Raw genomic sequence first — 24,237 nt, 5'->3', positions numbered from 1 at the left:
TTCCTCAAAACATATCGCGGTGCCAGAGCACATAGGCACTGACGATGCTGATGCCGAACGCGATGCACATGACATAAAGGAAGCCGTGGCTGTTGTCGGCAAACGGCACGGGCACGTTCATGCCAAAGAAACTCGAGACGACGGTCGGGATGGCGAGGATGATCGTCATGGCCGCCAAGAATTTCATGACGAGGTTCTGGTTGTTCGAGATAATCGACGAGAACGTATCGGCGAGACGCGCGAGGATTTTGCTGTACATCTCGACCATTTCCTTCGCCTGCTTGTTCTCGATGATGACATCCTCGAGGAGGTCTTCGTCCTCTTCGTACGCCTTGAGAATTGGCGTCAGGCTCGTGTTATTGCGCATGCGCAGCAGCTTGTCGAGCACGGCGCCGTTCGAGCGGATGGCCGCGTTGAAATACGTCAGGCCTTTCTGCAGCTCCAAAAGGCGCAGGATTTCACTGTTCTTCATATCGTGGCGCAGCTGATCCTCGATTTCATCAGAGAGCTTCGAAATCTGGCGCAGGTAGCGCAGAAAGTACGTCGCCGATTTATAAAGAATCTGGAACAGAAAGCGCGTTTTTTTATACGTACGGAACAGGCGCGACGTGCGCTCATTGAATTCCGTGATGACGGGCGTTTCTTCGAGGCAGACGGTGATGATGTACTCATCCGTCACGATGATGGCTAGAGGCAGGGCATCGTAGCTGTCCTCGCCGCGGAACACCGGCACATTCGTCAGGACCATGACCGAGTTCTCTTCAACATCGGTGTGCGAGCGTTCCTCATCATCGAGTGCGGAGCGCAGGAAGTCGGGGTCAACCTCGGTGAGATTGCTGACGACTTTGAGCTCGTACGGCGTCGGATCGACGATGTTGATCCAAGCCCCCTTCTCGAGTGTTTTGAGCGTCAGCTCCTGCAGCGGGCCGCTCTCAAGGGATTTATAAATTTGCAGCATGGATAGAATCTCCTTTCAGCGGGAAGACTCCACCAGCTGTCAGAGGCAGGAGATGGACGTCATTTCCCTGTTCGTATCTGTTCTTCGCTTGGGATCTATCGTACTAGGGTGATCGTCCATGTTCCCACCTTCCTTTCTCATTGCATACTGCCAACTTTTCCGCATTTCATTATATTACCAACGCCGCAATTTTGTCCAGCTCCCGCATGTAAAAAATATGTTAAGCGGCAGATGCCTGCAGGCTGCTGACCAGCCTCATAAAAGCAGGATTCCCGCCGGAAAAAGCGAATAAGATACAAGAGGTGATTCCCATGGAATATACGAAAATTGATAAAAAACATCTGCTCGTGCGGCTCGACCCCAATGACGAAATCGTCGCATCCCTCATGAAGGTCGCAGCTGAGGAAAAAATCGAGCTCGCCATGGTACAAGGACTCGGTGCGGTCAAGAAGGCCGTCATCGGCGTCTACAATGTGCCGGAACAGAAATACTACGCCAATACGCTTGAAGGTGCCTTTGAGATGCTCTCGCTGACCGGCACGATTGACACGATGAACGGCAAGCCCTACAGCCATTTCCATATCGCCCTCGGCGACGAAAAAGGTCTCGCGCACGGCGGCCACCTGAACGAAGCCTACATCAGTGCGACGGCAGAAATCGTCATCACGAAGCTCAATGGCACGGTCGACCGCGTCAAGAGCCCCGAGACCGGCCTGAACATCTGGAAATTCTAAAGGAGCTTCATTGATATGAAATTTGCCATCTTCGGCGTCGGCGGCACGGGCGGCGTCATCGGCGGCTACCTTGCCAATGCCGGCAATGACGTGACGTTCCTCGCGCGCGGCGCACATCTAAAGGCCATGCAGGAAAAGGGCCTGACCATCCACACGAATCATCGCGGGGATATCCATATCGAGCCCTGCAAAGCCCTGCCCGTCGCGGACTACCACGAAACACCCGATGTGCTCTTCATCTGCGTCAAGTACTACAGCCTTGAGGCGGCCATCGAGCTCACGCGCCGCATCGCGGGCCCCGACACCCTCGTCATCCCGATTCTCAACGTCTTCGGCACAGGTGCCGTCATGCAGGAAAAACTTCCCGATAAGACCGTGCTCGACGGCTGCATCTACGTCTTTGCCAAGCGCAGCGGCCCCGGCGTCATCGAGCAGCCGCAGGAAATCCTGCGCGTCTTCTACGGCTTCCGCCCCGGACAGGACAGCCGCCTTGCAGAAAAAGCTGCAGAGCTTGAAAAAATCATGCGCGCGGCCGACATCCACGCCCATTTCACCGATGACATTCAGCGCGATGCCCTGACGAAGTTCTCCTTCGTCTCGCCGATGGGCGCGGCCGGTCTCTACTTTGGCGTCACGAGCGAAGCTTTTCAGGAGAATAAGGAAGTCCGCGAGACCTTTATCGGCCTCGTCAAAGAAGTCGAAGCCCTCGGCCATGCCATGGGCGTCACGTTCGACCGCGACCTCGTCGCGACGGACCTCAGGCTCATGGATGCCTTTGCACCGGGCCTCACGACCTCGATGCAGCGCGACGTCGCCGCGGGCGGTCCGTCGGAATTCTCTGGCCTCGTCTCGCGCATTGTCACGCTCGGAAAAAAATACCACGTGCCCACACCGCTTTACAAAAAAATTGACGACTGGTGCAAAGCTCACGGCCTTGCCTGAAGCTGCCTGAACGCGACGACAAATAAAAAAGCCTTGTTCCTTCCATTATATAAGGAGCAAGGCTTTTCTTTTGTCCGGTCCGTATATCAAGGCCTGCGCTGAAGGGCCAACTGCCAGAGCAGCCAGCCCGCTTCGGCAAAGAGCAGGAACATACCAAGCTGCGTCAGGATATAGCCAGCCGTGTCGTACTGCAGAGCCGGCGTCATAAAGACATGTGCGCCTTCCAGCCTCTGTAAAAGCTTATCCTGCAGGGCCGCATAGATGCCGCCCGCAGCAAGCAGCAGTCCCATCACGCCCATCAGGGCCTTCGCAGGAAAAGGACGGCTCGTGATGCCCGCCGTGCGTTGGAGCTTTTGCCACCAAACACTTGCATGCAGACCAAAGTGCAGACCGGCAAAAACAAGGAACCACCTTGCCGAGGCGCTGTGCAGCGAAAACAGCACAGGATTGCTGCGCAGCGACAAAGGCATGATATCGGCAAACAAAATATTTGAGATCAGACAGCCGCTGATCATCGACGTCAGGCACGCTGCAGCGAGGAGCAGATTGACAGCTGCCCCGAGCACGCGCGGCAGAGACCATCTGCCCTTTGTCAAAGCTTTGAAGAAAAAACGGTTTTGATAGAGGTGCACGAAAATCGGGATGAGCAGAGCAGCCCCTACGACTTCATGGAAAAACGGCGGCAGATAGAGAAAACTCATCTCAAAGACGAGCAGCAGCAGCAAAAGTACATCGAGTAAATATCTCATGGCCGTACCTCATTCAAATTCTTCTCATAGTCCCAAGCGGCCGGCATAGGCCCCTCTTTGACGCTGTCTTTCACAATCTGCTGTGTCATATGAACATAGTCATCTTCCGAAACGTGCCCCTGACGCAGGACGCAGGTAAAGCAGAGCCAGGCGTAGACAAGGCCTGCCAAAACGAGCAGACTCATCAAAAGGCCCGGCAAATCTTTTCTATATCGTTCCAGCATGTTCATCTTCCTTTCTCAATAAATCTGCCCCGATGGTCTTTTCCTTTTCTGCTTTTATCATAGCAAGATATGCCCGTAATGTGAAATGCTTATATCTTAGGCAGTGCAATACGTTTCATCTATGAAAGCTTTCTCTATAGAAAAAGCAGGAATGATGTGTTTCGATCACATCGTTCCTGCTCTTTCCGCTAAAAATCTTTTTTGTCCGCAGATTACTTCAGGGATTTGGCCCATTCTGCGACCTTGGCATCGTCAATGCGGCCCGTGAAGCAGGTACCGTCCTGCCAGTCGCCCTTACCCCCGGCCATTTCCTTCAGCAGCTGTCCGCTGCTGCCGAGCGGCGAGCTCGCGGCCGTGGCAAACGTCACGACATGTTTGCCCGTGAAGTCATTGCCCTTGACAAAGGCATTCATCGGCCAAGCGGCAATGCCCCACCAAATCGGGTAGCCGATGTAGACCGTGTCATACTCGGCCCAATTGTCCGGTGTCGTCTTCTTCAGCGTGATCTTGTCGCGCAGGGACTCGTCGTCATGCTCCTTGCTGACGCGGCTGTCGGGATTGTTGTAGTCGAGGTCCTCTTTCGTATATTCATTTGTCGGTTCAATTTTCATGATGTCGGCGTTCTTGGCTTTTGCGAGATCCTTCGCGACCTGTTCCGTGCGGCCCGTATTCGTGTAGTAAACGACCAGAGCCTTCCTGCCCAAAGCCTGCTGCGTTGAATCCGACGAAGACGAAGAATTCTCACCTACGACGGCCTTCTGCGAAGAAGAGCCCGAAGCACCGGCCGAATCACTCGAGCCGCAGCCGACCAGAGCCACGGCCATGATAACGCCCAGAACGAGCATCAGGATTTTCTTGATTTTCATAAGTTCAGCTCCGTTTCTTAATAGGATTTAGCCCAGTCTGCGAGTTTGCTATCCGAGAAACCGTTGAGTACTTTGCCCGCCTGCCAGTCGGCTTCGGGGCAGATGCGCCTGAGGTCTTCTACGGTCCTGCCCATGCCGCTGCCGCCCGAGGTTGCAAACGGCACAATTTTCTTGCCTGCGAAATGATAGCTTTCTACAAATGTGTAGATGATGCGCGGCGCGATGTACCACCAAATCGGGAATCCCAGATAAATAGTATCGTAGTCCGCCATATTCTTGACCTTGCCGACAATCTCCGGACGCGACGCATCGTCATCGCGCTCGAGGACGTTGCGGCTCTTTTTATTCGTCCAGTTTAAGTCTGCCGAAGTATACGGCTCGGCCGGCACAATCTCGAAAAGGTCCGCACCGGCGGCTTTAGCCAGGCGCTCCGCCACGCGTTTTGTCGTCCCCGTGGCGGAAAAATAAGCTACGAGCTTTTTGCTCACAACAGTCACCTTCTATAAAATATCAAAATATCACAGATTTTTACCCATCTTCTCGGCCATGTCGCCAAACTGAGAATGTTCGACAAGGGACCGTGAGCCGCAGCCGATGCCGAGCACTTTGCCGGCATCCTGCCACTCCATGTAGCGGACCAGCGTGTCGTAATGGTCGACAAGAGCCGACATCGTCCAGTCGTCGCGGTTGTAGGCCGTGGCAATCAGGATGGACTTTTTGTTATGCAGTTTGCCCGTGCGCGAATAAAAACGGTCGACGATGGTCTTGAGCTGTGCCGACATGCCGAAATAATAAAGCGGTGTCGTTAAGACGAGCAGGTCGGCTTCGAGCATCTTCGGCATCAGCGTGTTCTCGATGTCATCCTTGAAGATGCACGGACCGTCCATATGGCACTGGTCGCAGCCGCGGCACGGATGCGTCTCGCTGTTGGCAGCGTCAAATGTGAACACCTCATGTCCGGCAGCTTCCGCGCCTTTCGTAAAGCGGTCCGCGAGATAAATCGACGTGGACTCATCGTGTGGATGCGGACTGCTGGTAATCACCACTATCTTCATATTTTGCCTCCCGAAAACAGCACCGGGACTTGAAGCCGCGCCCTGTGCCTTATCCTTTTGTCCATCGAGCAGAGCCGACAGGCCGCAGCCGCTCAACAATATCGTCATCGCGCCCATGCCGGTCAATTTTAGAAATTCTCTGCGGTTCATGTCCTCATCCCGCTTTCTTTTCCGCACATTCAATCTGTGTTATTCTGCATAAACTTCCTTGGCATAACGGAATGCTGCCCAGGCCTTCGGCCAGCCGCCGTAGAAGCCAACCTGTGTGATGATTTCAGCCATCTCAGCCTTTGTCACGCCGTTTTTCTTGGCCTCGCCGATATGATACTTGAGCGAGCTGTCCGTAATGCCCTGCGCGATGAGCGCGGAAACCGTCACAATGCTGCGGTCGTGCAGCGAAAGCACGTCGTTCTTGCTCCAGACCTCGCCGAAGAGAATATCATCGTTGTAGCGCGCGAAATCCGGTGCAAAATCGCCGAGCTGGTCACGTCCGGCCGTCTGCACAACTTTTACGGCCTTTTTCTGCGTTTCTGTCTTAACGTTATTATTCTGTTCCATAGCACTTGCCTCTTTCATCGAAAAACCACTGCCGAAAAGCATGACACCTGCAAGCAGGGCAGCCATAATTTTTTTTCTGCCACTCTGTTTCATTCTTTTACCTCATGGATTTCAGTATTTCATAGTATCACTGCAGAGCATCGTAGGCAGCCGGGTCCACCGGCTCGCACCACTCATTGCTTGTCTCTTCGCCCGGCACCTCGATGGCCAGATGCTGAAATGCACTGTCCTTCGCCGCGCCGTGCCAGTGCTTGACTTCCGGAGGGATATTGACAACATCACCGGCCTTAAGCTCTCTTGCCGGTTTGCCCCACTCCTGATACCAGCCGCGGCCGGCCGTGACGAGAAGAATCTGGCCGCCACCCGATTTTGCATGGTGGATGTGCCAGTGATTGCGGCAGCCCGGCTCAAATGTCACATTGCCGACATAAACCTGCTGCAGCGAAAGCCCATTTAAATAGCTCTTGCCATCAAAATACTGTGCATAGTTGACATTTTCCCCGCCGATGGCAAAGGGACTTGCTTTCTTGATTTCATCGAGCGTCATACGATCTCCCGTCCTTTCGAATGCTGTTCAAGTGTAAAAATCATATAATCGAGGCAGGAAAGCATTTCCTGCTGCTGGTGCAGATTCTCAACCAGATGACGTCTATGCCGTTTCAGATAACAGAGACGCGCCTCATCGTCGGGCAGGGCATCGTACTCTGCCTGACATTCCGGCGAGCAGCCAGCGTCAAGGAGTTCATCGTGCATATCTTTCGCTCCTTTCCTCTCTTGATAGTTTTATCATAGCAGGATGGCATCGTAATGTGAAATGCTTATACATTAGGTCGTATTATGTATTTTTCGTATTATAGAGATTGTCAAAAAATCATCGGCCCTGTAAAATGAGAGCAGATACTACAGAATGAGATGATAGATCATATATGGAAAGAAAGGCTTGATAATATGGAACTTCGCACGCTTGCTTATTTTTTGGCCGTGGCCCGCGAGCAGAACATGACGGAGGCCGCCAATGTGCTGCATGTGACGCAGCCGACCTTGTCGCGGCAGATTGCCGACCTTGAGGACGAACTCGGCAAGAAACTATTCACGCGCACAAGCCGCAGCACGCTTTTAACCGAGGACGGCATGCACCTCCGGCAGCGCGCGGAAGAAATTCTCGCGCTCGTGAATCAGACCGAGGACGAAATCAAGAACGACACCATCGATCTTTCTGGCAATATCCGCATCGGTGCGGGCGAAACCTACTGCATGCATCTGCTCGCCGAGCTTTTTGCCGACCTGCACAGCCGTTATCCGAAGCTAACTGTGGACCTTTTCACGGGCAATGCCGATACGGTTGAGGAAAAACTCGTGCACGGCCTCATCGACTTTGCGCTGATGATTGAGCCGTTCTCACTTGAAGATTATCATTATATCCGCCTGCCCGAGCCCATTCACATTGGCATCGTGACGCGCAATGACAGCAAATGGGCCACCAAAAAAGGCATCACCCCCGAGGACCTCAGGGAGATGCCGCTTTTCATTTCCTCACGCCAGAACACGAGGACTTATGATTATGCCAGCTGGTCAGGCGGGAAAATCTCCCCAGGGCAGCTCCATATTGTCGGCCGCTTCGACCTCATTGGCAATGTCTCGCACTTCATCCGCGCGGGCATTGGCAACGCCATTGGCATCGATGAACTGCTGCAGCTTGAGACCGGCCATCTCAAATTCATCCCGTTCGAGCCGGCCCTCACGACCACGGCCGTCGTCGTCTGGAAAAAATACCGCCTGCTGTCAAAATCCAGCGAGGCCTTCCTCAACGAACTGAAAAAACGAGCACAGCCCCCTGCCTGAAAAAGACACAGAATGCTTTTTTAGGCGATGTTCAGGCCTTCTGCCACCAGGACGAGAACGTTTCCATCCGGTCAAAACGCACCAGAGCGCCAATTTCCGGTGTCAGCATCTGGTAGGATTTTCCTTTGCTCACTGCCTGCAGTTTTGCCATCGGCTCCTGCCACGGATGGCGCGCCAAGGCGAATTTGCTGTTGTGCGCAGGAATGACGAATTTCGCCCCGACATCTTCAGCAGCCTTGGCCGTTTCCTCGGGCAGCATATGAATCGGATGCCACGCAAGGTTGTACTGGCCGTTCTCCGCGAGCACGCAGTCAAAGCCGCCGAATTTTTTGCCGATGGCCTTGAAATGTTCGCCGTAGCCGCCATCGCCCGTATAATAGAGGCTGCGCTGCGGCGTGATGAAGGCCATGCCGCACCAGAGCGTCGGATTCTGTTTGAGAAAACGGCCGGAAAAATGCTGCGACGGCAGAATATGAACGGAGAGCGTATCCGAAAGCTTGATTTCCGTATCCCAGTCTTCCTCATGAATACGATTCACATCAAAGCCCCACTGCTCAAAATAGGCGCCGACACCGAGCGGGCAGACGACCTGATGAACCCTTGACTTCAGGGCCATGACCGTCGGATAGTCGAGGTGGTCCCAATGATCGTGGCTCATGGCCAGCACATCGATTTCGGGAAAATCCTCGGCCGTGTAGACATTGGAGCCTGCAAACGCGCGGTTGATAAACCATAAAGGCGAAGCATAGCTGCTGAATACGGGGTCAATGAGGATGCGATGGCCGCCGAGCTGCACATAAAAGCTCGAATGACCGAGCCAGACAACGGCATCCTGCTCGCGCGGCAGAGCCAGAAGATTTGTTTTTGCAGATGGCAGGGGATTATCGGGCACCAACCCTTTTTTATCACCGAACAGGAATTTCCACGTGGCCACAAGGCGGTTTTCATGCTCGCCCTCGTCTTCCGACATCACGGGCACAGGCACGAGGTTTTCAAAATGGTCCCAATGGTAATGCGGCGAGGCCTGCATGCGCCTTAAGCGTTCCCCCGATGGCAGCTCGCCAAATTTTGGCCGATGCACGTAGGAATAAACACCGCCCGCAGAAGCTGCGCCTATGAGCCCGAGGCCGGCTAAAATAAATTCACGTCTTGTCATTCATTGATTCCTCTCATGATGTGAAATTATCGAAATTATATTGAAAACAATTATAGCGCATCTTTTTTCGTCTGCCAACAAAAAAGACCCGCTGACAGACAGCAGGTCTTTTTAACTGCATGAATCGCACGTCAGGCATCTTTACATGGCCTGACGGAAAATCGTGCGGATTTCTTCTTTTGTCAATATACGATAGCCGCCTTGAAGAATCAGCGTGCCGTTCACGAGGTCGTCGAGCATGGTCTCATCCGCGCCAAGTTCCTTGAGATGAAGAACAAGGCCCAGTTCCTGCATCCAAGCTTTCATCTTTGCAAGGCCTTCTTCGGCAGTCTGCTCATCGCTCTTACCTGCAGCATCGACGTTCCATACGTTTTTCGCAAAGCGGACAAATTTCGGCAGACCATCCTTCATGATAAACTTGTAATACGGCAGCGATACAGCGGCCAGCGTCATGCCATGCGTGGTATTCGTGCAGCCGCCCACGGACTGACCCAGCATATGGACCATCCAGTCCGTCGTCTTGCCCTTGGCAATCAGGGTGTTGAGTGCCCAAGTCGCATCCCACATCAGATTCGAACGGGCCTCATAATCTTCGGGATTCACGACAGCTTTGCGGCCGGCCTCAATAACATTGCGCATCAGCCCTTCGGCGAGATAATCGCTCGTGTTGTCATCCGTGCCGGAGAAATACTGCTCGCAGATGTGATTGAAGATATCGTAAATGCCGGCTGTCATCTGATATTTCGGCAGCGTCATCGTGTAAACAGGATTCAGGATAGAAAAACGCGGCATGATTTTTTCATCAGCAAACACATGGCCAATCTTGAGTTTCTTCTCTGGATAGGTAATGACCGAGCCAGCGTTCATTTCCGAGCCCGTGCCGACCATCGTGAGGACCGTGCCGACGGGAAGCGTCGCGCAGTCCGGTTCTTCAAATTTGACGAAATACTTCTCCCAAAGGTCCTCGTCACAGTGGACCGAAACCGACAGAGCCTTGGCATAATCGATGACGGAGCCGCCGCCCACGGCCAAAATGAACTCCGTGCCCTGCTTTCTGGCAGTCTCCACGCCTTCGCGCAGCTTATGGATGGTCGGATTCGACATGACGCCGGCGATTTCGACGACATCTTTGCCTTCTTCCTGAAGAATCTTCGTCACAGCATCATAAATGCCGTTTTTCTTGATGGAGCCGCCGCCATAGACCAGCGCGACTTTCTGGCCATATTTTTTCAATTCGCCATGCAGATTTTCCAAAGCTTCTTTACCGAAGTAGAGTTTCGTCGGATTGCAGTATGTAAAATTGCCTAACATCTTGATATTCTTCCTTTCCTTCTTATATACTTCTTATATAACTTATATAACCTGAAAGCCTGTCGGGCTCAAGCAAAAAACTTTTCTCGATTCCCTGTTTGCCTTTATTTTAGCAGGATTTCCCTGTCCGTTGAAATGCTTATCATGAAGACGGTATTATGCATTTTATCTATAGAAGTTTCACCTTCATACATCGATTTCCGTAAACAGAAAGGATGCTGCCCCTTGCCTTTTCCCACGATACGTCTTATACATCAAAAAACAGTCCTCTCGTTCCTTTGCCTGAGCTGGCTGATTTTACTGCTCGTCTCGCCGCTGATTTCAGCGGCAGTTCCGGCAGAACCAGCCTGGCGCCTTGACGCGGCCGTCAGCAGCGGCGAACCGATTCATTTTCGGCGTGACGAAAGCCTCAAAATCGCGGGCAGCGGACAGCCGACAAAGGAAGTTCTCGCGCATCTGCCTGAGCTTCTCGAAGTTTCTCCCGATACGCCTGTCTGGGATATCGACCTGCGGCAGGAGTCCCATGGCTTCTTAAACGATGCGGCCGTGAGCTGGCACGGGCCGCAGAATGCAGCAAACCGCGGCCTTTCGGCAGTCGATGTCGAAAAAGACGAAACAGCCCGCCTGCAGAAAACATCCGGAACATTCGTCCGGGCTCTGCCGATGGGCCGCTATGATGAAGAGCATATCAAAGAATTATTTGCGGAAGAAGCTGCGAGCTGGTCGACGGAGCGAGGACTCGCACATCAGGCCGGTCTTGGCTACCAGCGCTTTGCCGCAACCGATATGGAATGGCCAACACCTGACGTCATCGACGAATTTGTCGATTTTTACCGCAGCCTGCCGAAAAATCACGGCTGGCTCTTTTTCCACTGTCAGGCAGGACAGGGACGCACGACGACGTTTATGGTGCTCTATGAACTGCTCGCCGAGCCTGACTGCACACCTGCAGAGGCTGTGCGCCGTCAATATGAACTTGGCGGCGCAGACCTCAGTCAGGGTGAGCGCTGGCAGAATATCCAAAAATTTGCCGAATATGTCAAAGAAAACCGTTCGTCGGACTTTCAGCAGCCTTGGAGCATATGGCTGAACCAGAAAAACTCAGAGCCGCGGCGCTAACGGCTTGATGTGCTGCCGGTAAAACGCGTAAATGCCGATGAGCAGCACGGCTGTCACGGCCCAGCTGATTGGATAGGCAATCATGATGATTTTAAACGTCGGCTCCGCGGCAAAAACCGTGTAAATCCACGTGATGCGGACACCACAGACCGTCACGAGCATTAAAAGGGCCGGCGGCAGCGAATAGCCGTAGCCGCGCAGGGCGCCGGAGAGAATCTCGATGAAGACGCAGAGAAAGTAAAAACCGATGATGTAGTAGATGCGGATGCGGCCGACGCTGATGACGGCAGGATTGTCGTTGAACAGGGCCAAAAGTGCATCCGAGAAAATGCAGGCCAGTGCCGAAAGCACGACGGTCACGAACATCGTCACGTTGAAACCGACTCTTGTGGCTTTGCGGCAGCGCGCGAGATTGCCCGCACCGTAATTCTGGCTCACGAACGTCGTCACGGCCTGCCCAAAGGCGATGAGCAGCACGTAAATATTGATTTCGACCGTAAAAGCCGCCGTCGAGGCTGCCATGACGACCGCCCCAAGGCTGTTGATGGCCGCCTGAATGACGAGATTCGACAGCGAGAACACCATGCCCTGAATACCGGCCGGCAGGCCGATGCGCAGAATTTCTTTGGCATACGCTTTTTCCATGCGGATGGCCCCGGGCTCAAGGCGGATGATGCCGTGTTCATGGCAGAGGCCGCGGTAAAGGATCCAGGCCGCGAGATAATTGGAAACGGCCGTCGCTGCCGCCACACCGGCCACGCCCCAAGAAAAAACGAGCACAGCCGCGAGATTCAGGATGATATTGAGCCCGCTCGCCGCCGCCAGTGCCTTTAAGGGCATCCACGTATTGCCGCGGCTCCTGTAAATCGCCGCTTCAAAGTTGTAGAGACCGATGGCCGGCATGCCGAGGAAGTAAATGCGCAGATAGAGCTCTGCAAGCGGCATGACAGAATCCGGCACCGAAAGCGCCTCGAGCATCGGCCTTGCCATGAGCTCACCGATGACGGCGACAAAAATACCTAAAATCAAAGCCAGCAGGAAGGACGTATGAACGGCCCGAATCGTTTCTTTTAAATCGTGTGCCCCGATGAAGCGCGCAATGACGACATTGGCACCGAGCGAAACGCCCATGAAGAGGTTGACGAGCAGGCCGATGATTGGCGAGTTGTTGCCGACTGCTGCCAGGGCATCCGTGCCGACAAACTGCCCGAGCACGAGAACATCGGCCGTATTGAAGAGCTGCTGCAGCACACCCGTCAGCGCGAGCGGCAGGGCAAAGATGATCATCGGCCCTGCCAAAGGACCGTGCAGCATGTCAATCTTCATCTTTTTCTGCAGGTTCATCTTCTGCTGCCCCCTTTTGCTGCTTAAGTTTTTTAAGCTTTTTGAGTTCCTTCTGCTGCTCGCGCCGCATCTTGAAGAAGCGTTTCATGATGCCGGCACATTCCTCCTGCAGGACGCCGGCCGTAATTTCTGGGCGATGGTTCAAGGTCGGATTGCCCGGGATATTGAAGACGGATTCGCAGGCACCGGCCCTTGCATCCGTGCTGCCGTAGACGACACGGTCGACACGGCTCATGACGATGGCACCGGCGCACATCGGGCACGGCTCAATCGTCACATAGAGCGTGAGTCCCGACAAGCGCCAGCGGCCCAGGCTCTCGCAGGCCTCGCGAATCGCAATCATCTCGGCATGGGCTGTCGCATCGTGCCAGATTTCGCGCATATTGTGGCCGCGCGAGACGATATTCCCCTCTTTATCGACGAGAACTGCCCCAATCGGCACTTCCCCAAGGTCATAGGCCTTCTGCGCTTCTTCCAGTGCAATTTTCATATAAAAGGCATCGTCCTGCATAAAAATCCTCCTGATAAATTATTTCTTACTTTCATCATAGCGCAGACCGCTCCCCATGGTCAAATGAGACACAAAAAAGCTCCTGCCAAGCAGGAGCTTTTGTTATGCGACTTTTGCTTTTAAAGAGGCAATTATTTGAGGGCAGCACCGAGTTTTGCGTTCGTGTTGCGGGCAGCCTGAACGCTCTCCTCGAATTTTGCTTTCTCTTCGCCGTCGAGTTTGACTTCGACAATCTTCTCGAGACCATTCTTGCCGAGGATGCACGGTACGCCGATGCAGAGGTCCTTCTCGCCATACTCGCCTTCGAGGTAGACGCAGCACGGGATGAGCTTCTTAGCATCGAGAGCAATGGCTTCAACCATCGTTGCAGCTGCAGCGCCCGGAGCAATCCAAGCGGACGTGCCGAGGAGCTTCGTCAGCGTAGCGCCGCCGACCTTCGTCTGAGCGACAACATCGTCAAGAGCTTCCTTGCTCAGGAGCTGCGTTACAGGGATGCCGCGCAGCGTTGCATAGCTGACGAGCGGAACCATCGTCTTGTCGCTGTGACCGCCGATGACCATGCCATCAACGTCAGCCGGCGTAGCCGGATAGCCAGCTTTCGTCAGAGCCTGTGCGAGGAAATAACGGAAACGGCTGCTGTCGAGCATACCGCCCTGGCCGAGGATGCGGTTGCGCGGAAGCTTCGTGTCTTTGAGCGTCAGGAACGTCATAGCGTCCATCGGGTTGGAGATGATGATGAAGTAAGCATTCGGGGAATACTTGAGGGCCTGGTCAACAACGCTCTTAACGATCTTAGCGTTGACACCGATGAGGTCTTCACGGCTCATGCCCGGTTTACGCGGCATGCCGGAAGTTACAACGATGACGTCAGAACCAGCCGTCGGAGCGTAGCCTTCCGGATCGTCAACCTTTGCCGTGACACCCGTTACCGTCGTGTCAAAGTTCAGCATATGAGCCGTCTGCATGATATCCATTGCTTTGCCCTGCGGGACACCATCTTTGATATCGACGAGAACAACCTCGCTGCAGAACTTCTTCGTAGCAAGAACGTTTGCGACCGTAGCACCAACATTACCTGCACCAACAACTGTTACCTTCATAATAAATTGCCTCCTTATAATTTGAAAGCGTCTTTCTGCGCATCTTGTCAGAAACCGCTTTCGGAATGCCAACAAAGTATGCATCAGATTTATGATTCATTACGTGTAAATTATAGCAAAGTATCGTCAAAAAATCAATGCATCCTGTATACTTTTTATTTCATAATTAGCATCATTTATTCAGAGAATACTCCAACAACACGCCGCAATGAACCTAAAAAATATAAAAGAGGAACCAATGAGTTCCTCTTCAATTGTCCAATATGAAATTATCAGGACTGTTCTTCAAACATATCCTTGCCTACGCCGCAGAGCGGGCAGACGAAATCATCCGGCAGGTCCTCAAACGGAACGCCCGGTGCGAGATCGTAATCCGGATCTCCCTTTGCCTCGTCGTAAATCCAGCCGCAGACTGTGCAAACCCAAACTTTCATCAGAAAAGCCTCCTTAAAATAAAATAACTTCCTATTATTGTGCTCTATAACATTTTGATTATCAGGCCAGGGCCTGTCTGTTCCTCAATCTGTTACGTTCTTTAAATTCGCGGTTTCCCTGCCGTTTTCCTGCTTCCCTTTCATTATTTATGAAATTTTTTGCAGGAAAGAATAACTTTCTCATAAACGCGGTACGGAACGGCCATATTGCCGTCGATGCCATGACCCATCTCGATATTCGGGCGGTTCGAGCCGTGAAAATCCGTGCCGCCCGTCGTGAGCAGCCGATATTTTTCAATCATGTACGCGGCAAAGTCGCGGTCTTCCTGCGTGTAATTCGGGTACCAGCGCTCCATGCCGTCAAGGCCGAGTTCGTGCAGGCGCACGATGGCCCTTTCCTGCTCGGCGCGCGTCAGTCCCTTGAGGCCGATGTTCTTATGGAAATGCGCGAGCGACGTCACACCGCCGGCCGCATGAATGACGGGCAGGGCTTCCTCTGCAGGGACATTTTGGTCGAGCCCGAGCATTGCGACAGCAGGGTCGAGGTAATTGTCCCAGAGCGGCTGCGCGCGGTCGTAAAGGTGCAGCGAAACGAGATAGCGCATGACGGCGTAGCGGTCCATACGGCCATAGGCATACGGCTGAACCTTCTCCAGTGAAATATCGATGCCTTTTCCGCGCACATAGTCGATGATTTCCGGAATTTTTCCTTCTTTGACGCGGCGCATTTGCTGATAGAGCTTCTGGAAAGCCGGATGCTCCTTGTCAAAGCCGAGGCAGACGATGTGGAGCTTGCGCCCTTCAAAATCCGTCGTGAGCTCCATGCCGTTTACAAAGTCCACGCCCTGTTCCTTCGCGGCGGCCGCGGCCTCTTCGTTGCCCGCAATGTTGTCGTGGTCGGTCAGGGCAAAAGCCGAAAGACCGACCTCTTTGGCATGAACGGCGAGGTCATGCGGCGTGTAGCTGCCGTCTGACACAAGTGAGTGAACATGCAGATCTATGATTTTCATATAGTTTTTTCCTTCTTTTCTTCTTTTTTCTTTTCCGTTCGGTCTTTTCAGTCTTTCCGTCTCAACTCGCGCTGTGCCTGAAAAAAGTGGTACACAGCTTCGGCGGCCGGACGGTTCATGCCCGGTGCCTGCAGGAGTTCTTCGACACCGGCTTCGCGGATACGGGCGAGTGTGCCAAAATGCGTGCGCAGAGCCTGACGCCTTTTCGGGCCGATGCCGACGATATGGTCGAGCACCGAAACGAGATTGCGCTTGCCGCGCAGTTTGCGGTGATACGTGATGGCGAAGCGGTGTGCCTCATCGCGGATGCGCTCGATGAGATAAAGGGCCTGACTGTGGCGCGGCAGTACGACAGGCTCGCTCTCTCCTTCTTTGAAGACGAGTTCAAACTGCTTCGCAAGGCCGACCACGGGCACATCCTTATGGCCGCCCGCCTGCCGAATGATTTCGAGAGCCGAGGAGAGCTGCCCCTTGCCGCCGTCGATGACGATGAGGTCCGGCAGTTCTTCTTCGGGCAGGCCGACATAGCGGCGCGTCGTGACTTCGCGCATCGAGAGAAAGTCATCGGGCTTGCCCTCCGTGCTGTGAATCTTGAAGCGGCGATAGTCCGACTTTTTGGGAAGTCCCCCTTCAAAGACGACCATCGAAGCCACGGTCTCCGAGCCCTGAATATGCGAGATATCAAAACACTCCATGCGGTAAGGCTCTTTCTTGAGGCCGAGGTATTTGCCGAGCTCGCGCACGGCCCCCATCGTCTGGTCATTGGCCTGCTTGAGGCGCGCTGCCTCGTCGGCAAGGTATTTTTCCGCGTTGCCTGCGGCCATCGCGACGATATCGCGCTTCGTGCCGCGCTGCGGCACAAGGAGCTGCACATGAATGCCTTTTTTCTTCTCCGTCAGCCAGCTCTCGAGCAGTTTTTTCTCGTCTTCCGCAATGGCAAACGGCAGCAAAATCTCGCGCGGCACGAAGGCCGCACGGTGGTAATACTGCGAAAGAAAGGCCTCGAGAATACCCGCGTCGCTCTCTTCCTCGCTGCCCTGCAGCAGAAAATGCTCGCGGCCAATCATCTTGCCCGCACGGATGAAGAAAATCTGCACGCAGACGCCGATTTCCGAGCGCGCGAGGCCAATGGCGTCCTGGTCGCCGGCTCCCGTCACGATATTCTGCTTTTCGGCGATTTTCTGCACGGCGCGCAGCTGGTCGCGCAGGCGCGCAGCCGTCTCAAAGTGGAAGAGCTCCGCTGCTTTTTCCATGCGCATCTTGAGCTCGCGCTCGACATCTTCCGTGCGGCCTTCCAGAAAGAGCAGCACGGCGCGGATCATGACATCGTAATCTTCCTTCGTGACTTTGCCCACGCACGGCGCGAGGCAGCGCTTGATATGGTATTCAAGGCACGGCCTGTCCTGCAGATGGCGGCAGGTGCGCAGCGGAAAAAGCTTGCGCAGGAGCTTCAGGCTCTGATGCACGGCCGTGACATCCGTATATGGGCCAAAATAGCGCGCGCCGTCCTTTAGCACACGGTGCGTGAGAAAAACGCGCGGAAATTCCTCGTTGACCGTGACTTTGACGTACGGATAGCTCTTATCATCCTTCAGGCTGATATTGTAATGCGGCCGGTGCTTCTTGATGAGATTGCACTCGAGAATCAGCGCCTCGACCTCCGAATGCGTCATGATGATTTCAAAATCCGCGATATGCGAAACCATGGCCTTGACTTTTGGCGAATGGTTCTTGTTCTGCTGGAAGTACTGCCGCACGCGGTTCTTCAGCACCACGGCCTTGCCGACGTAGATGATCTGTCCGCGGTCGTTCTTCATGATGTAGACGCCGGGGCTGTCCGGCAGCAGCTTGAGTTTTTCGGCAACAATTTCGGTCAATTTCTCACACCCTTTTCCTTATGATAATATCCGTTTCTGAAAATCCGCTTCCATTATACTCTAAATTGCTTTTTCATGCTATTATTGCAATTCGTGCAGGCATGTGATAAAATCAAGTCAGATTAGAAATTAGCATCTGGTTATAATATCTGCTAATTTTTTCCGCAGCCATGCGCTGCTCGCTTATGCATCCAATCACAATCACAAGCAAAATCACGACTGTAGACTGTATATTTTAAATTCAGGAGGAATACTCTATGTTCAAACGCGTTCTGATTGCCAACCGCGGCGAAATTGCGGTGCGCATCATCCGTGCCTGCGAAGAACTCGACATCGAGACGGTCGCCATTTACTCCGAAGCCGACGAAAACGCCCTGCACGTGCAGCTGGCCGACCATGCTGTCTGCGTTGGCGGCGCTGACGCCACGGACAGCTACCTCAACAAGGACTCCATCCTGCGCGCCGCGCTTGAGACGGGCGCCGATGCCATCCATCCGGGCTACGGCTTCCTCTCCGAGGACGCTGACTTTGCCGAGCAGGTCACGCAGCACGGCATCACGTGGATCGGACCGATGCCGGAGACCATCCGCCTCGTCGGTGACAAGGACGTGGCCCGCGCCTCGATGCTGCCGTCCGGCATCCCGATGGCCAAAGGCAGCGAGCCGCTGAAGAACAACAAAGAAGCTGTCAAGATGGCCAAGGAAGTCGGCTATCCGGTCATTTTGAAGCCGGTTTCGGGCGGCGGCGGCAAGGGCATGTATGTTGCCCATAACGAGGATGACCTCAAGAACATCCTCGACGCCCTCGTCGACCTCAAGAAGTCGAATTACTACTTCGAGCATTACATCGAACGTTCGCGCCATATCGAAGTACAGATTGTCGCCGACAACTACGGCGAAGTCATCCACCTCGGCGAACGCGAATGCTCCATCCAGCGCCGCAACCAGAAACTCCTCGAGGAGTCGCCGTCGATTGCCCTGACACACGAGATGCGCAAACGCGTGGGCACGCTGGCCGTCAAGGCTGCCAAGAGCGTGCACTATTCCAATGTCGGCACGGTCGAGTTCCTTTTGGACCTCAAGGACAATCAGTTCTACTTCATGGAAATCAACCCGCGCATTCAGGTTGAGCACGGCGTCACGGAAGAAGTCACGGGCATCGACCTCGTGCGCACGCAGATCCGCATCGCAGCAGGCGAGCCGCTCGACATCACGCAGTCTGACATCCACTTTGAAGGTCATGCCATCGAATGCCGCATCAATGCCGAGGACCCGGACAACAACTTCATGCCGTCTCCGGGTCAGATCACATTCCTGCACGAGCCGAGCGGCCCGCGTGTCCGCTTCGATTCGGGCGTCACGGCCGGCCTCTCGATTGAGCCGTACTACGATTCGATGATCGCCAAGCTCATCGTCCACGGCCGCACGCGCGGCGACGCCATCAAGATCATGCAGCGCGCCCTCAAGGAGTTCCGCATCGACGGCGTCAAGACGACGATCTCGCTGCACCAGAAGATCCTCAGCGACAGCTACTTCCGCACGGGCAACATCGACACGCAGTTCATCAAGAAGCGCATCGCGACGTACGAAGCCCAGAAGAACGGCCAGAACTACTTCGCCTGATTAAAGCGAAAAACACAGCAATAAAAAGGAGATATCCGCAGTTTGGCGGGTATCTCCTTTTTTGTGCTTTTTGCTTCTTTATGTTTTGATCTTATGCTCAGATGCCCGCCATCAAGTTCTTGGCCTTTTCCTGCCAATTTTCCTCATAAGCGCCGCTGCCCTGACACGAATTCGGGCGTCCGCCGCCGCGGCCACCGAAAGCTTCATTGACCGTGCGGATGACCTGCTGGCAGTTCACATCGCAGCCTTCCGACGATGCGAACATGTAATTGATGCGTTCGCCGCTGCGGTAGAAAATGGCGGCAAAGGCCTCAGGAATTTCGCCGAGGCGCTTCATCAGGGCCTTGGCTTCCTTCGGCGTCATATCCGCTTCCGTAAAGATAAATTTTTTGGCGCCATTCTGCGTCGTTTCCGGATGCTGCTGCATTTCGGCGAGGCGGTAGTCGAGGAGTTTCTGCGTGCACTCCGTCAGGCGTTCGCCGATTTCCTTTTTCTCCTGCTGCAGGCGCGCCACGCCTTCCGGCAGTTCCGTTTCCTTGATGGAGAGCAGATTCGAGGCTTCAAGGGCTGCCAGCATATAGCTTTCGACGCGCTCGAGGGCTTCGCGGCCGCAGAGGAAACTGATGCGCGAACCCTCTTTGTGTTTCTCGACCTTGAAAATCTTGACGAGACCGACCATGCCGCTCGAAGTCGGATGCGTGCCGCAGCAGGTGCACGAGTCACTGCCCTCGACCGAGACGATGCGCAGCATGCCCGTGAGCTTATCATTGAATTTGCGCAGATGCATCTTCGCCGCTTCTTCGGCCGGCACAAGCTTCGTCGCAATTGCATGGTCCTCCTGAATCTGGCGGTTCGTGAAGCGTTCGGCCTGCAGGGCCTGCTCCCATGTCATTTCCTTATCGAGGTCAATGCCGACCATGTCCGCCGTCATATGGAAGCCGACATTGTGCGCGCCGAAGAGTTTGAAAAACGCATACGACAGCATGTGTTCGCCGCAGTGCTGCTGCATGTGGTCAAAGCGCACGGTCCAGTCGAGCTCGGCCGTGACTTGCGCGCCGATTTCAAGCGGCTCTTTCGTCTCGTGGAAGATGCAGCCGTTCTTTTCGTGGATATGCAGGACCCTGATCTTCTTTTCACCCGCGGACAGTGTGCCTGTGTCGCTTAATTGCCCGCCGCCCTCAGGGAAAAAGACGGTCTGGTCGAGTACCATAGCATAACCGTCCTTGTACGGTTCACAGTTTAATACCTCAGCCGTGCAGGTCTTCTGCATGACATTTTCATCGAATAAGCGTTTTGTTTCCATAGCCATATCATCGTATCCTTTCTCAAAAATCTTCAGTCTCCCATGGCTCAAAGCGCGGTGAGTTTGCCCAGAGACTCTCTCGAACCGAGGATCAGGACGGAATCTTCCGTTTTCAGGGCCGTCTGCGGCGTGACGTCCACGTGCAGACGACCAGACGAGCGTACGCCCAGAACGTTGACGTGATAGACGCGGCGGATGTCGAGCTCCCCGACCGTGTGCTCTGCCCATTTCTTAGGCATGGCAATCTCGTAAATGGCATAACTCGGGCTGAGTTCAAAGTAATCGAGCAGATGGTCGGAGCCGCAGCGTATGGCCGTCCAGAGGGCCAGCTGCTTTTCGGGGTAAACGACTTCATCGGCACCGTTGCGCAGCAGGAATTTCTCCTGGATGCTGCTCGAAGCGCGTGCGACGACGTATTTGGCCCCGAGCTCATGCAGCTGCAGCGTTGTCTCAAGGGAACTCTGGAAATCGTCGCCGATGGCCACGATGCAGACGTCAAAATCGCGCACGCCGAGGGATTCCAGAAAATGCGGGTCCGTGCTGTCCGCAATCAGGGCGCTGTTCGTATACGGCAGCACCTGATTGACGAGTTCTTCATTCTTATCGACGGCCATGATCTCGTGGTGCATGGCGTGCAGCTTGCGCGCGACATGGCGGCCATAACGGCCAAGGCCTATGAGCAATATGGATTTCATCTTTTCACCTCATGAGAAAAATCAGCCGACCGTGATCTTGCCGACGGGCAGCCGGCACGGTGCGGCTTTGCGGCGTCTGTGCAGCGCGTAAATCATCGTCAGGGCACCGACACGGCCGAAATACATCAAAAACATCAGCAGGCACTTCGAGAACGGGCAGAGATTTTCAGTCAGGCCAATTGAGAGGCCCACCGTGCCGAGCGCCGAGGAAACTTCGACCATCGCATCGAACATCGAAACATGGTCGAGAAAACCGATGCAGATGCTCGTGCCGAAGAACAGGAACAAATACATCAGGAAGATGGCCAAAGCCTGACGGACCGTTTCCGTCGGGATGCGGCGCGCGCTGCATTCGACATCATCACGCATGCGCAGCACGGCCAGCATGGCCATAAAAAGCGTAAAGGCTGTCGTCGTCTTGATGCCGCCTGCCGTGGACCCCGGCGCGCCGCCCGTGAGCATCAGGATAATCATGATGCAGCGGCTGCCCTCGCTGAGGTCTTCGATATCCATGGTATTGAATCCTGCCGTGCGCGTCGTGACGGACTGAAAAAGGGACTGCCAGAAATGCATGGCACTGCCCGTGCCCATGCTTTCCTGCGTGTAAAAAACGATGGCCGGCACCAGAATGAGCACGGCCGTCATGAGCACGACGATGCGCGTCTGCAGGCTCCATTTCCGCCAGTGAAAGCGATTGACGGAAAAATCCGCCCAAGTAAGAAAACCGAGGCCGCCCGCGACAATGAGCCCCATAATCGTGAGATTCACGAGAGGGTCTGCCGCATACGCCATGAGCGAACCGCCGCCGCGCGTGCCCATGATATCAAACCCCGCATTGCAGAACGCCGAAATCGCATGGAAAAATGCCATCCAGATGCCCTGTGCCCAGCCGTAATCTTTGACAAAGACCGGCATCAGGAGCAGCGCGCCGAGAAGTTCCACGCCGGCCGTGAACTTCAGGATGAAGCGCAAAAGGCGCACGATGCCGCCCACCTGCGTGGCCGAGATGGCATCCTGCATCGTACTGCGCTGCATGAGACTCACGTGCCGCCCCGTGCCCACTGTGATGGCCACGGCCATCGTCACAACGCCGAGGCCGCCAATCTGGATGAGCAGCAGAATGACGCACTGCCCAAAAAGCGACCAGTACGACGCCGTATCGACGACCGTGAGCCCTGTCACGCAGGAAGCGGAAACCGCAGTAAAAAGGGCAGCCATCGGCGTTGCTCCCTGACCGCTCTGCGTGGCCAAAGGCGTCATCAGGAGCAGGGCCCCACAGCCAATCAGCAGGGCAAAGCTCAGCACGATAATCTGGAACGATGAGAGCCTGCCCAGCAGATGTGTGATATTCATGAAAACCTCCCCAATAGAAAACAGGCAGCATCGTGGATGCTGCCTGTCGGTATGTCTGGTGCGGATGAAGGGGCTCGAACCCATACGCCTCGCGGCACTGGATCCTAAATCCAGCGCGTCTGCCAATTCCGCCACATCCGCTCAAATGAACGTGCCTATTATATCATATCCTGATTTTCTCTGTCAATTTTCAGCTTGGTCAGAACCAGCTGAGCGGTGTCTCGAAGAGGCCGACGAGCCAAGAGCCAAGGCCAAAGCCTGCCGGCGCCTCGTCGGCCGTCATATCGACGCTGCCGACTGGGTCTCCGTCATAGGTGATGACGGCTCTGCCAACCACCTGACCGGCGTAGAGCGGGCCGCTGAGGACCTTTGGCACTTCATAGCGGACGCCGAATTTCTTCGCATCCTCGCCCGGCAGCACCGGAAAATCAATGTCCGCTGCCGGATGCACGCGCACGCGCGAGTTCACGCTGTTCTTGACCCAGACATGGCGCGAGGCGTCTTTCGTCGTCGGACCGTTTGCGAGCGTGACATTTTCGAAGCCATAGTCGAGAATCTGGCGCATATCAGTGAAGCGGTCATTCTCCGTCGGGGATTTCATGACGACGGCGATGAGATGCACGCCGCCGCGTTCCGCCGAAGCGGCGAGGCAGCCGCCCGCGGCCTTCGTCCAGCCCGTCTTGACGCCCGTCAGGCCCGCGTATTTGCCGAGGAGTTCATTCGTGTTTTCCGCAAGAATCGTTTTGCCAGATGGTGAAAGCCAGCTAATCTGGCGTTCCTTCTGGCGCACAAAGTCACGGAACACGGGATTCTTCATGCCGTACTGGGCGAGCCGTGCCATATCATGCGGCGTTGAATAATGATTGGGGTCCGTCAGGCCGTTCGGATTGGCAAAATGCGTATCGTTCATGCCGATTTCGGCGGCCTTTTCATTCATGCGCTCCGCAAAAAGTGCGGTGCTGCCGTCAATCTGTTCGGCAACGGCCACGGCCGCGCCGTTGTCCGACATCATCATCATGCCGCGCAGGAGTTCTTCTGCGGTGATGACATCGCCTTTCGCGATGTGCAGCGGCGTATCCTCCGTGTTCGCGGCATTCTCAGAAATCGTGATTTTCGCATCGGGCGGCAGCAGGCTGATGCCAAGAAGGCACGTCATCATCTTCGTCATGCTCGCTGGATAATGGCGCTCTTCGCCGTTTTTCGACCAGAGCACGCGGCCCGTGTCCGCGTCGATGAGGATGGCGGCTTCGGCCTTGACGGCAGGTGCATCCGCGCCCGCCTCACCTTCCGCAAGGGCCGGTGCAGACTGCAAAAAAAGCAGCGGCAGGACCAGTACAGAAGCGAGCAGCAGGGCTGTTATTTTTTTATGAAGACTGTGCAGGAGTTTCACAGAATCATCCTTTCTCTTCCAGAAATTACATTCCCATTATAACATGGAACGCGCTTTCTGGCATCCATGGGATATTTCCAGGAT

Annotated in this window: 26 protein-coding genes and 1 tRNA gene; 5 read left to right on the top strand and 22 right to left on the bottom strand. The window is 54.6% G+C overall.

What is annotated here, in order from left to right; all coding sequences use genetic code 11:
• Positions 1–4: 4 nt before the first annotated feature.
• Positions 5–958, bottom strand: a complete 954-nt coding sequence (locus ACI4OH_RS03465; RefSeq protein ID WP_295631452.1) for a magnesium transporter CorA family protein — start codon at positions 956–958, stop codon at positions 5–7.
• A 311-nt stretch (positions 959–1,269) separates the two neighbouring features.
• Here ACI4OH_RS03465 and ACI4OH_RS03460 point away from each other — a divergent pair, with 311 nt between their 5' ends.
• On the top strand, positions 1,270–1,692 hold the full coding sequence (locus tag ACI4OH_RS03460) for a PPC domain-containing DNA-binding protein (RefSeq protein ID WP_439784177.1): 423 nt from the start codon (positions 1,270–1,272) through the stop codon (positions 1,690–1,692).
• Between the two features lie 15 nt (positions 1,693–1,707).
• Positions 1,708–2,634 carry a ketopantoate reductase family protein gene (locus tag ACI4OH_RS03455; RefSeq protein ID WP_439784176.1) on the top strand — a complete coding sequence of 309 codons (927 nt, stop codon included), beginning with the start codon at positions 1,708–1,710 and terminating at the stop codon, positions 2,632–2,634.
• An 86-nt stretch (positions 2,635–2,720) separates the two neighbouring features.
• Here the strand turns inward: ACI4OH_RS03455 and ACI4OH_RS03450 are convergent, their stop codons facing one another.
• The 8 genes from ACI4OH_RS03450 to ACI4OH_RS03415 all read right to left on the bottom strand — a co-directional run bounded on the left by ACI4OH_RS03450 (position 2,721) and on the right by ACI4OH_RS03415 (position 6,839).
• The gene (locus ACI4OH_RS03450; RefSeq protein ID WP_435720724.1) at positions 2,721–3,383 is read right to left on the bottom strand and encodes a DUF4405 domain-containing protein; all 663 of its coding nucleotides are present in this window, start codon (positions 3,381–3,383) and stop codon (positions 2,721–2,723) included.
• Positions 3,380–3,607 (bottom strand): hypothetical protein, encoded by a 228-nt coding sequence (locus tag ACI4OH_RS03445; RefSeq protein ID WP_435720725.1) that lies wholly within the window; start codon positions 3,605–3,607, stop codon positions 3,380–3,382. Before ACI4OH_RS03445 ends, ACI4OH_RS03450 begins: the two co-directional genes overlap by 4 nt.
• Before the next feature lie 212 nt (positions 3,608–3,819).
• Positions 3,820–4,473 carry a flavodoxin gene (locus ACI4OH_RS03440; RefSeq protein WP_435720726.1) on the bottom strand — a complete coding sequence of 218 codons (654 nt, stop codon included), beginning with the start codon at positions 4,471–4,473 and terminating at the stop codon, positions 3,820–3,822.
• Positions 4,474–4,490: 17 nt separating this feature from the next.
• Positions 4,491–4,961 carry a flavodoxin gene (locus ACI4OH_RS03435; RefSeq protein WP_435720727.1) on the bottom strand — a complete coding sequence of 157 codons (471 nt, stop codon included), beginning with the start codon at positions 4,959–4,961 and terminating at the stop codon, positions 4,491–4,493.
• Between the two features lie 30 nt (positions 4,962–4,991).
• Entirely contained in the window at positions 4,992–5,678 is a 687-nt protein-coding gene (locus ACI4OH_RS03430) for an NAD(P)H-dependent oxidoreductase (protein ID WP_435720728.1), read from the bottom strand.
• Positions 5,679–5,717: 39 nt separating this feature from the next.
• The gene (locus ACI4OH_RS03425; protein WP_435720729.1) at positions 5,718–6,179 is read right to left on the bottom strand and encodes a carboxymuconolactone decarboxylase family protein; all 462 of its coding nucleotides are present in this window, start codon (positions 6,177–6,179) and stop codon (positions 5,718–5,720) included.
• Between the two features lie 34 nt (positions 6,180–6,213).
• On the bottom strand, positions 6,214–6,633 hold the full coding sequence (locus ACI4OH_RS03420) for a cupin domain-containing protein (RefSeq protein ID WP_435720730.1): 420 nt from the start codon (positions 6,631–6,633) through the stop codon (positions 6,214–6,216).
• A complete protein-coding gene (locus ACI4OH_RS03415) occupies positions 6,630–6,839 on the bottom strand; it encodes a hypothetical protein (protein WP_435720731.1) in 210 nt (69 codons plus the stop codon). Before ACI4OH_RS03415 ends, ACI4OH_RS03420 begins: the two co-directional genes overlap by 4 nt.
• A gap of 195 nt (positions 6,840–7,034) precedes the next feature.
• Between ACI4OH_RS03415 and ACI4OH_RS03410 the strand changes: the two genes are divergently transcribed.
• Positions 7,035–7,928 (top strand): LysR family transcriptional regulator, encoded by an 894-nt coding sequence (locus tag ACI4OH_RS03410; protein WP_435720732.1) that lies wholly within the window; start codon positions 7,035–7,037, stop codon positions 7,926–7,928.
• A 31-nt stretch (positions 7,929–7,959) separates the two neighbouring features.
• Here ACI4OH_RS03410 and ACI4OH_RS03405 read toward each other — a convergent pair whose 3' ends face one another.
• Together ACI4OH_RS03405 and ACI4OH_RS03400 are read right to left on the bottom strand one after the other, a co-directional pair.
• Positions 7,960–9,084 (bottom strand): MBL fold metallo-hydrolase, encoded by a 1,125-nt coding sequence (locus tag ACI4OH_RS03405; protein WP_439784175.1) that lies wholly within the window; start codon positions 9,082–9,084, stop codon positions 7,960–7,962.
• Between the two features lie 141 nt (positions 9,085–9,225).
• Positions 9,226–10,395 carry an iron-containing alcohol dehydrogenase gene (locus ACI4OH_RS03400; protein WP_439784174.1) on the bottom strand — a complete coding sequence of 390 codons (1,170 nt, stop codon included), beginning with the start codon at positions 10,393–10,395 and terminating at the stop codon, positions 9,226–9,228.
• 225 nt (positions 10,396–10,620) lie between these two features.
• On the opposite strand from ACI4OH_RS03400, the gene ACI4OH_RS03395 reads away from it, so the two are divergent.
• Positions 10,621–11,514 carry a phosphatase domain-containing putative toxin gene (locus ACI4OH_RS03395; protein ID WP_439784173.1) on the top strand — a complete coding sequence of 298 codons (894 nt, stop codon included), beginning with the start codon at positions 10,621–10,623 and terminating at the stop codon, positions 11,512–11,514.
• On the opposite strand, the gene ACI4OH_RS03390 is transcribed toward ACI4OH_RS03395, so the two are convergent.
• The 6 genes from ACI4OH_RS03390 to uvrC form a co-directional block, all read right to left on the bottom strand.
• Positions 11,497–12,858: an MATE family efflux transporter gene (locus ACI4OH_RS03390; protein WP_439784172.1), complete on the bottom strand. Its 1,362-nt coding sequence runs from the start codon at positions 12,856–12,858 to the stop codon at positions 11,497–11,499. The genes ACI4OH_RS03395 and ACI4OH_RS03390 overlap by 18 nt on opposite strands.
• The gene (gene tadA / locus ACI4OH_RS03385) at positions 12,830–13,369 is read right to left on the bottom strand and encodes a tRNA adenosine(34) deaminase TadA (protein WP_439784171.1); all 540 of its coding nucleotides are present in this window, start codon (positions 13,367–13,369) and stop codon (positions 12,830–12,832) included. Before tadA ends, ACI4OH_RS03390 begins: the two co-directional genes overlap by 29 nt.
• Positions 13,370–13,500: 131 nt before the next feature.
• Positions 13,501–14,469: a malate dehydrogenase gene (locus tag ACI4OH_RS03380; protein WP_439784170.1), complete on the bottom strand. Its 969-nt coding sequence runs from the start codon at positions 14,467–14,469 to the stop codon at positions 13,501–13,503.
• 272 nt (positions 14,470–14,741) lie between these two features.
• A complete protein-coding gene (locus ACI4OH_RS03375; protein ID WP_432647844.1) occupies positions 14,742–14,903 on the bottom strand; it encodes a rubredoxin in 162 nt (53 codons plus the stop codon).
• 143 nt (positions 14,904–15,046) lie between these two features.
• Positions 15,047–15,913, bottom strand: a complete 867-nt coding sequence (locus ACI4OH_RS03370; protein WP_439784169.1) for a PHP domain-containing protein — start codon at positions 15,911–15,913, stop codon at positions 15,047–15,049.
• A 47-nt stretch (positions 15,914–15,960) separates the two neighbouring features.
• The gene (gene uvrC, locus ACI4OH_RS03365) at positions 15,961–17,790 is read right to left on the bottom strand and encodes an excinuclease ABC subunit UvrC (protein WP_439784168.1); all 1,830 of its coding nucleotides are present in this window, start codon (positions 17,788–17,790) and stop codon (positions 15,961–15,963) included.
• A gap of 257 nt (positions 17,791–18,047) precedes the next feature.
• On the opposite strand from uvrC, the gene accC reads away from it, so the two are divergent.
• Positions 18,048–19,412, top strand: coding sequence for an acetyl-CoA carboxylase biotin carboxylase subunit (accC, locus tag ACI4OH_RS03360; RefSeq protein ID WP_439784167.1), 1,365 nt, complete (start codon positions 18,048–18,050; stop codon positions 19,410–19,412).
• 97 nt (positions 19,413–19,509) lie between these two features.
• Here the strand turns inward: accC and ACI4OH_RS03355 are convergent, their stop codons facing one another.
• From ACI4OH_RS03355 to ACI4OH_RS03335, 5 genes are all read right to left on the bottom strand, one after another.
• Positions 19,510–20,721 carry an alanyl-tRNA editing protein gene (locus ACI4OH_RS03355; RefSeq protein WP_439784166.1) on the bottom strand — a complete coding sequence of 404 codons (1,212 nt, stop codon included), beginning with the start codon at positions 20,719–20,721 and terminating at the stop codon, positions 19,510–19,512.
• A 41-nt stretch (positions 20,722–20,762) separates the two neighbouring features.
• Positions 20,763–21,410, bottom strand: a complete 648-nt coding sequence (locus ACI4OH_RS03350) for a potassium channel family protein (RefSeq protein WP_435720743.1) — start codon at positions 21,408–21,410, stop codon at positions 20,763–20,765.
• 21 nt (positions 21,411–21,431) lie between these two features.
• Positions 21,432–22,763: a TrkH family potassium uptake protein gene (locus ACI4OH_RS03345; protein WP_439784165.1), complete on the bottom strand. Its 1,332-nt coding sequence runs from the start codon at positions 22,761–22,763 to the stop codon at positions 21,432–21,434.
• A 56-nt stretch (positions 22,764–22,819) separates the two neighbouring features.
• Positions 22,820–22,904 (bottom strand) — tRNA-Leu (locus ACI4OH_RS03340).
• Between the two features lie 58 nt (positions 22,905–22,962).
• The gene (locus ACI4OH_RS03335) at positions 22,963–24,153 is read right to left on the bottom strand and encodes a D-alanyl-D-alanine carboxypeptidase family protein (protein WP_439784164.1); all 1,191 of its coding nucleotides are present in this window, start codon (positions 24,151–24,153) and stop codon (positions 22,963–22,965) included.
• Between the last annotated feature and the right edge of the window lie 84 nt (positions 24,154–24,237).

It is taken from the genome of Mitsuokella apri (assembly GCF_051886055.1).
Lineage (GTDB): Bacteria > Bacillota > Negativicutes > Selenomonadales > Selenomonadaceae > Mitsuokella.
Note: the sequence above shows the minus strand (reverse complement) of the source record. Positions and strands in the feature narration are given on the sequence as shown.

Coding starts and splice junctions, on each gene's coding strand:
- ACI4OH_RS03440 (WP_435720726.1), bottom strand. CDS start 4,473: ATGAAAATCAAGAAAATCCTGATGCTCGTTCTGGGCGTTATCATGGCC.
- ACI4OH_RS03415 (WP_435720731.1), bottom strand. CDS start 6,839: ATGCACGATGAACTCCTTGACGCTGGCTGCTCGCCGGAATGTCAGGCA.
- ACI4OH_RS03400 (WP_439784174.1), bottom strand. CDS start 10,395: ATGTTAGGCAATTTTACATACTGCAATCCGACGAAACTCTACTTCGGT.
- ACI4OH_RS03430 (WP_435720728.1), bottom strand. CDS start 5,678: ATGAACCGCAGAGAATTTCTAAAATTGACCGGCATGGGCGCGATGACG.
- ACI4OH_RS03420 (WP_435720730.1), bottom strand. CDS start 6,633: ATGACGCTCGATGAAATCAAGAAAGCAAGTCCCTTTGCCATCGGCGGG.
- ACI4OH_RS03375 (WP_432647844.1), bottom strand. CDS start 14,903: ATGAAAGTTTGGGTTTGCACAGTCTGCGGCTGGATTTACGACGAGGCA.
- ACI4OH_RS03455 (WP_439784176.1), top strand. CDS start 1,708: ATGAAATTTGCCATCTTCGGCGTCGGCGGCACGGGCGGCGTCATCGGC.
- ACI4OH_RS03355 (WP_439784166.1), bottom strand. CDS start 20,721: ATGGCTATGGAAACAAAACGCTTATTCGATGAAAATGTCATGCAGAAG.
- ACI4OH_RS03465 (WP_295631452.1), bottom strand. CDS start 958: ATGCTGCAAATTTATAAATCCCTTGAGAGCGGCCCGCTGCAGGAGCTG.
- ACI4OH_RS03390 (WP_439784172.1), bottom strand. CDS start 12,858: ATGAACCTGCAGAAAAAGATGAAGATTGACATGCTGCACGGTCCTTTG.
- ACI4OH_RS03445 (WP_435720725.1), bottom strand. CDS start 3,607: ATGCTGGAACGATATAGAAAAGATTTGCCGGGCCTTTTGATGAGTCTG.
- ACI4OH_RS03405 (WP_439784175.1), bottom strand. CDS start 9,084: ATGACAAGACGTGAATTTATTTTAGCCGGCCTCGGGCTCATAGGCGCA.
- ACI4OH_RS03450 (WP_435720724.1), bottom strand. CDS start 3,383: ATGAGATATTTACTCGATGTACTTTTGCTGCTGCTGCTCGTCTTTGAG.
- ACI4OH_RS03425 (WP_435720729.1), bottom strand. CDS start 6,179: ATGAAACAGAGTGGCAGAAAAAAAATTATGGCTGCCCTGCTTGCAGGT.
- ACI4OH_RS03350 (WP_435720743.1), bottom strand. CDS start 21,410: ATGAAATCCATATTGCTCATAGGCCTTGGCCGTTATGGCCGCCATGTC.
- ACI4OH_RS03370 (WP_439784169.1), bottom strand. CDS start 15,913: ATGAAAATCATAGATCTGCATGTTCACTCACTTGTGTCAGACGGCAGC.
- ACI4OH_RS03460 (WP_439784177.1), top strand. CDS start 1,270: ATGGAATATACGAAAATTGATAAAAAACATCTGCTCGTGCGGCTCGAC.
- tadA (WP_439784171.1), bottom strand. CDS start 13,369: ATGCAGGACGATGCCTTTTATATGAAAATTGCACTGGAAGAAGCGCAG.
- ACI4OH_RS03380 (WP_439784170.1), bottom strand. CDS start 14,469: ATGAAGGTAACAGTTGTTGGTGCAGGTAATGTTGGTGCTACGGTCGCA.
- accC (WP_439784167.1), top strand. CDS start 18,048: ATGTTCAAACGCGTTCTGATTGCCAACCGCGGCGAAATTGCGGTGCGC.
- ACI4OH_RS03345 (WP_439784165.1), bottom strand. CDS start 22,763: ATGAATATCACACATCTGCTGGGCAGGCTCTCATCGTTCCAGATTATC.
- ACI4OH_RS03410 (WP_435720732.1), top strand. CDS start 7,035: ATGGAACTTCGCACGCTTGCTTATTTTTTGGCCGTGGCCCGCGAGCAG.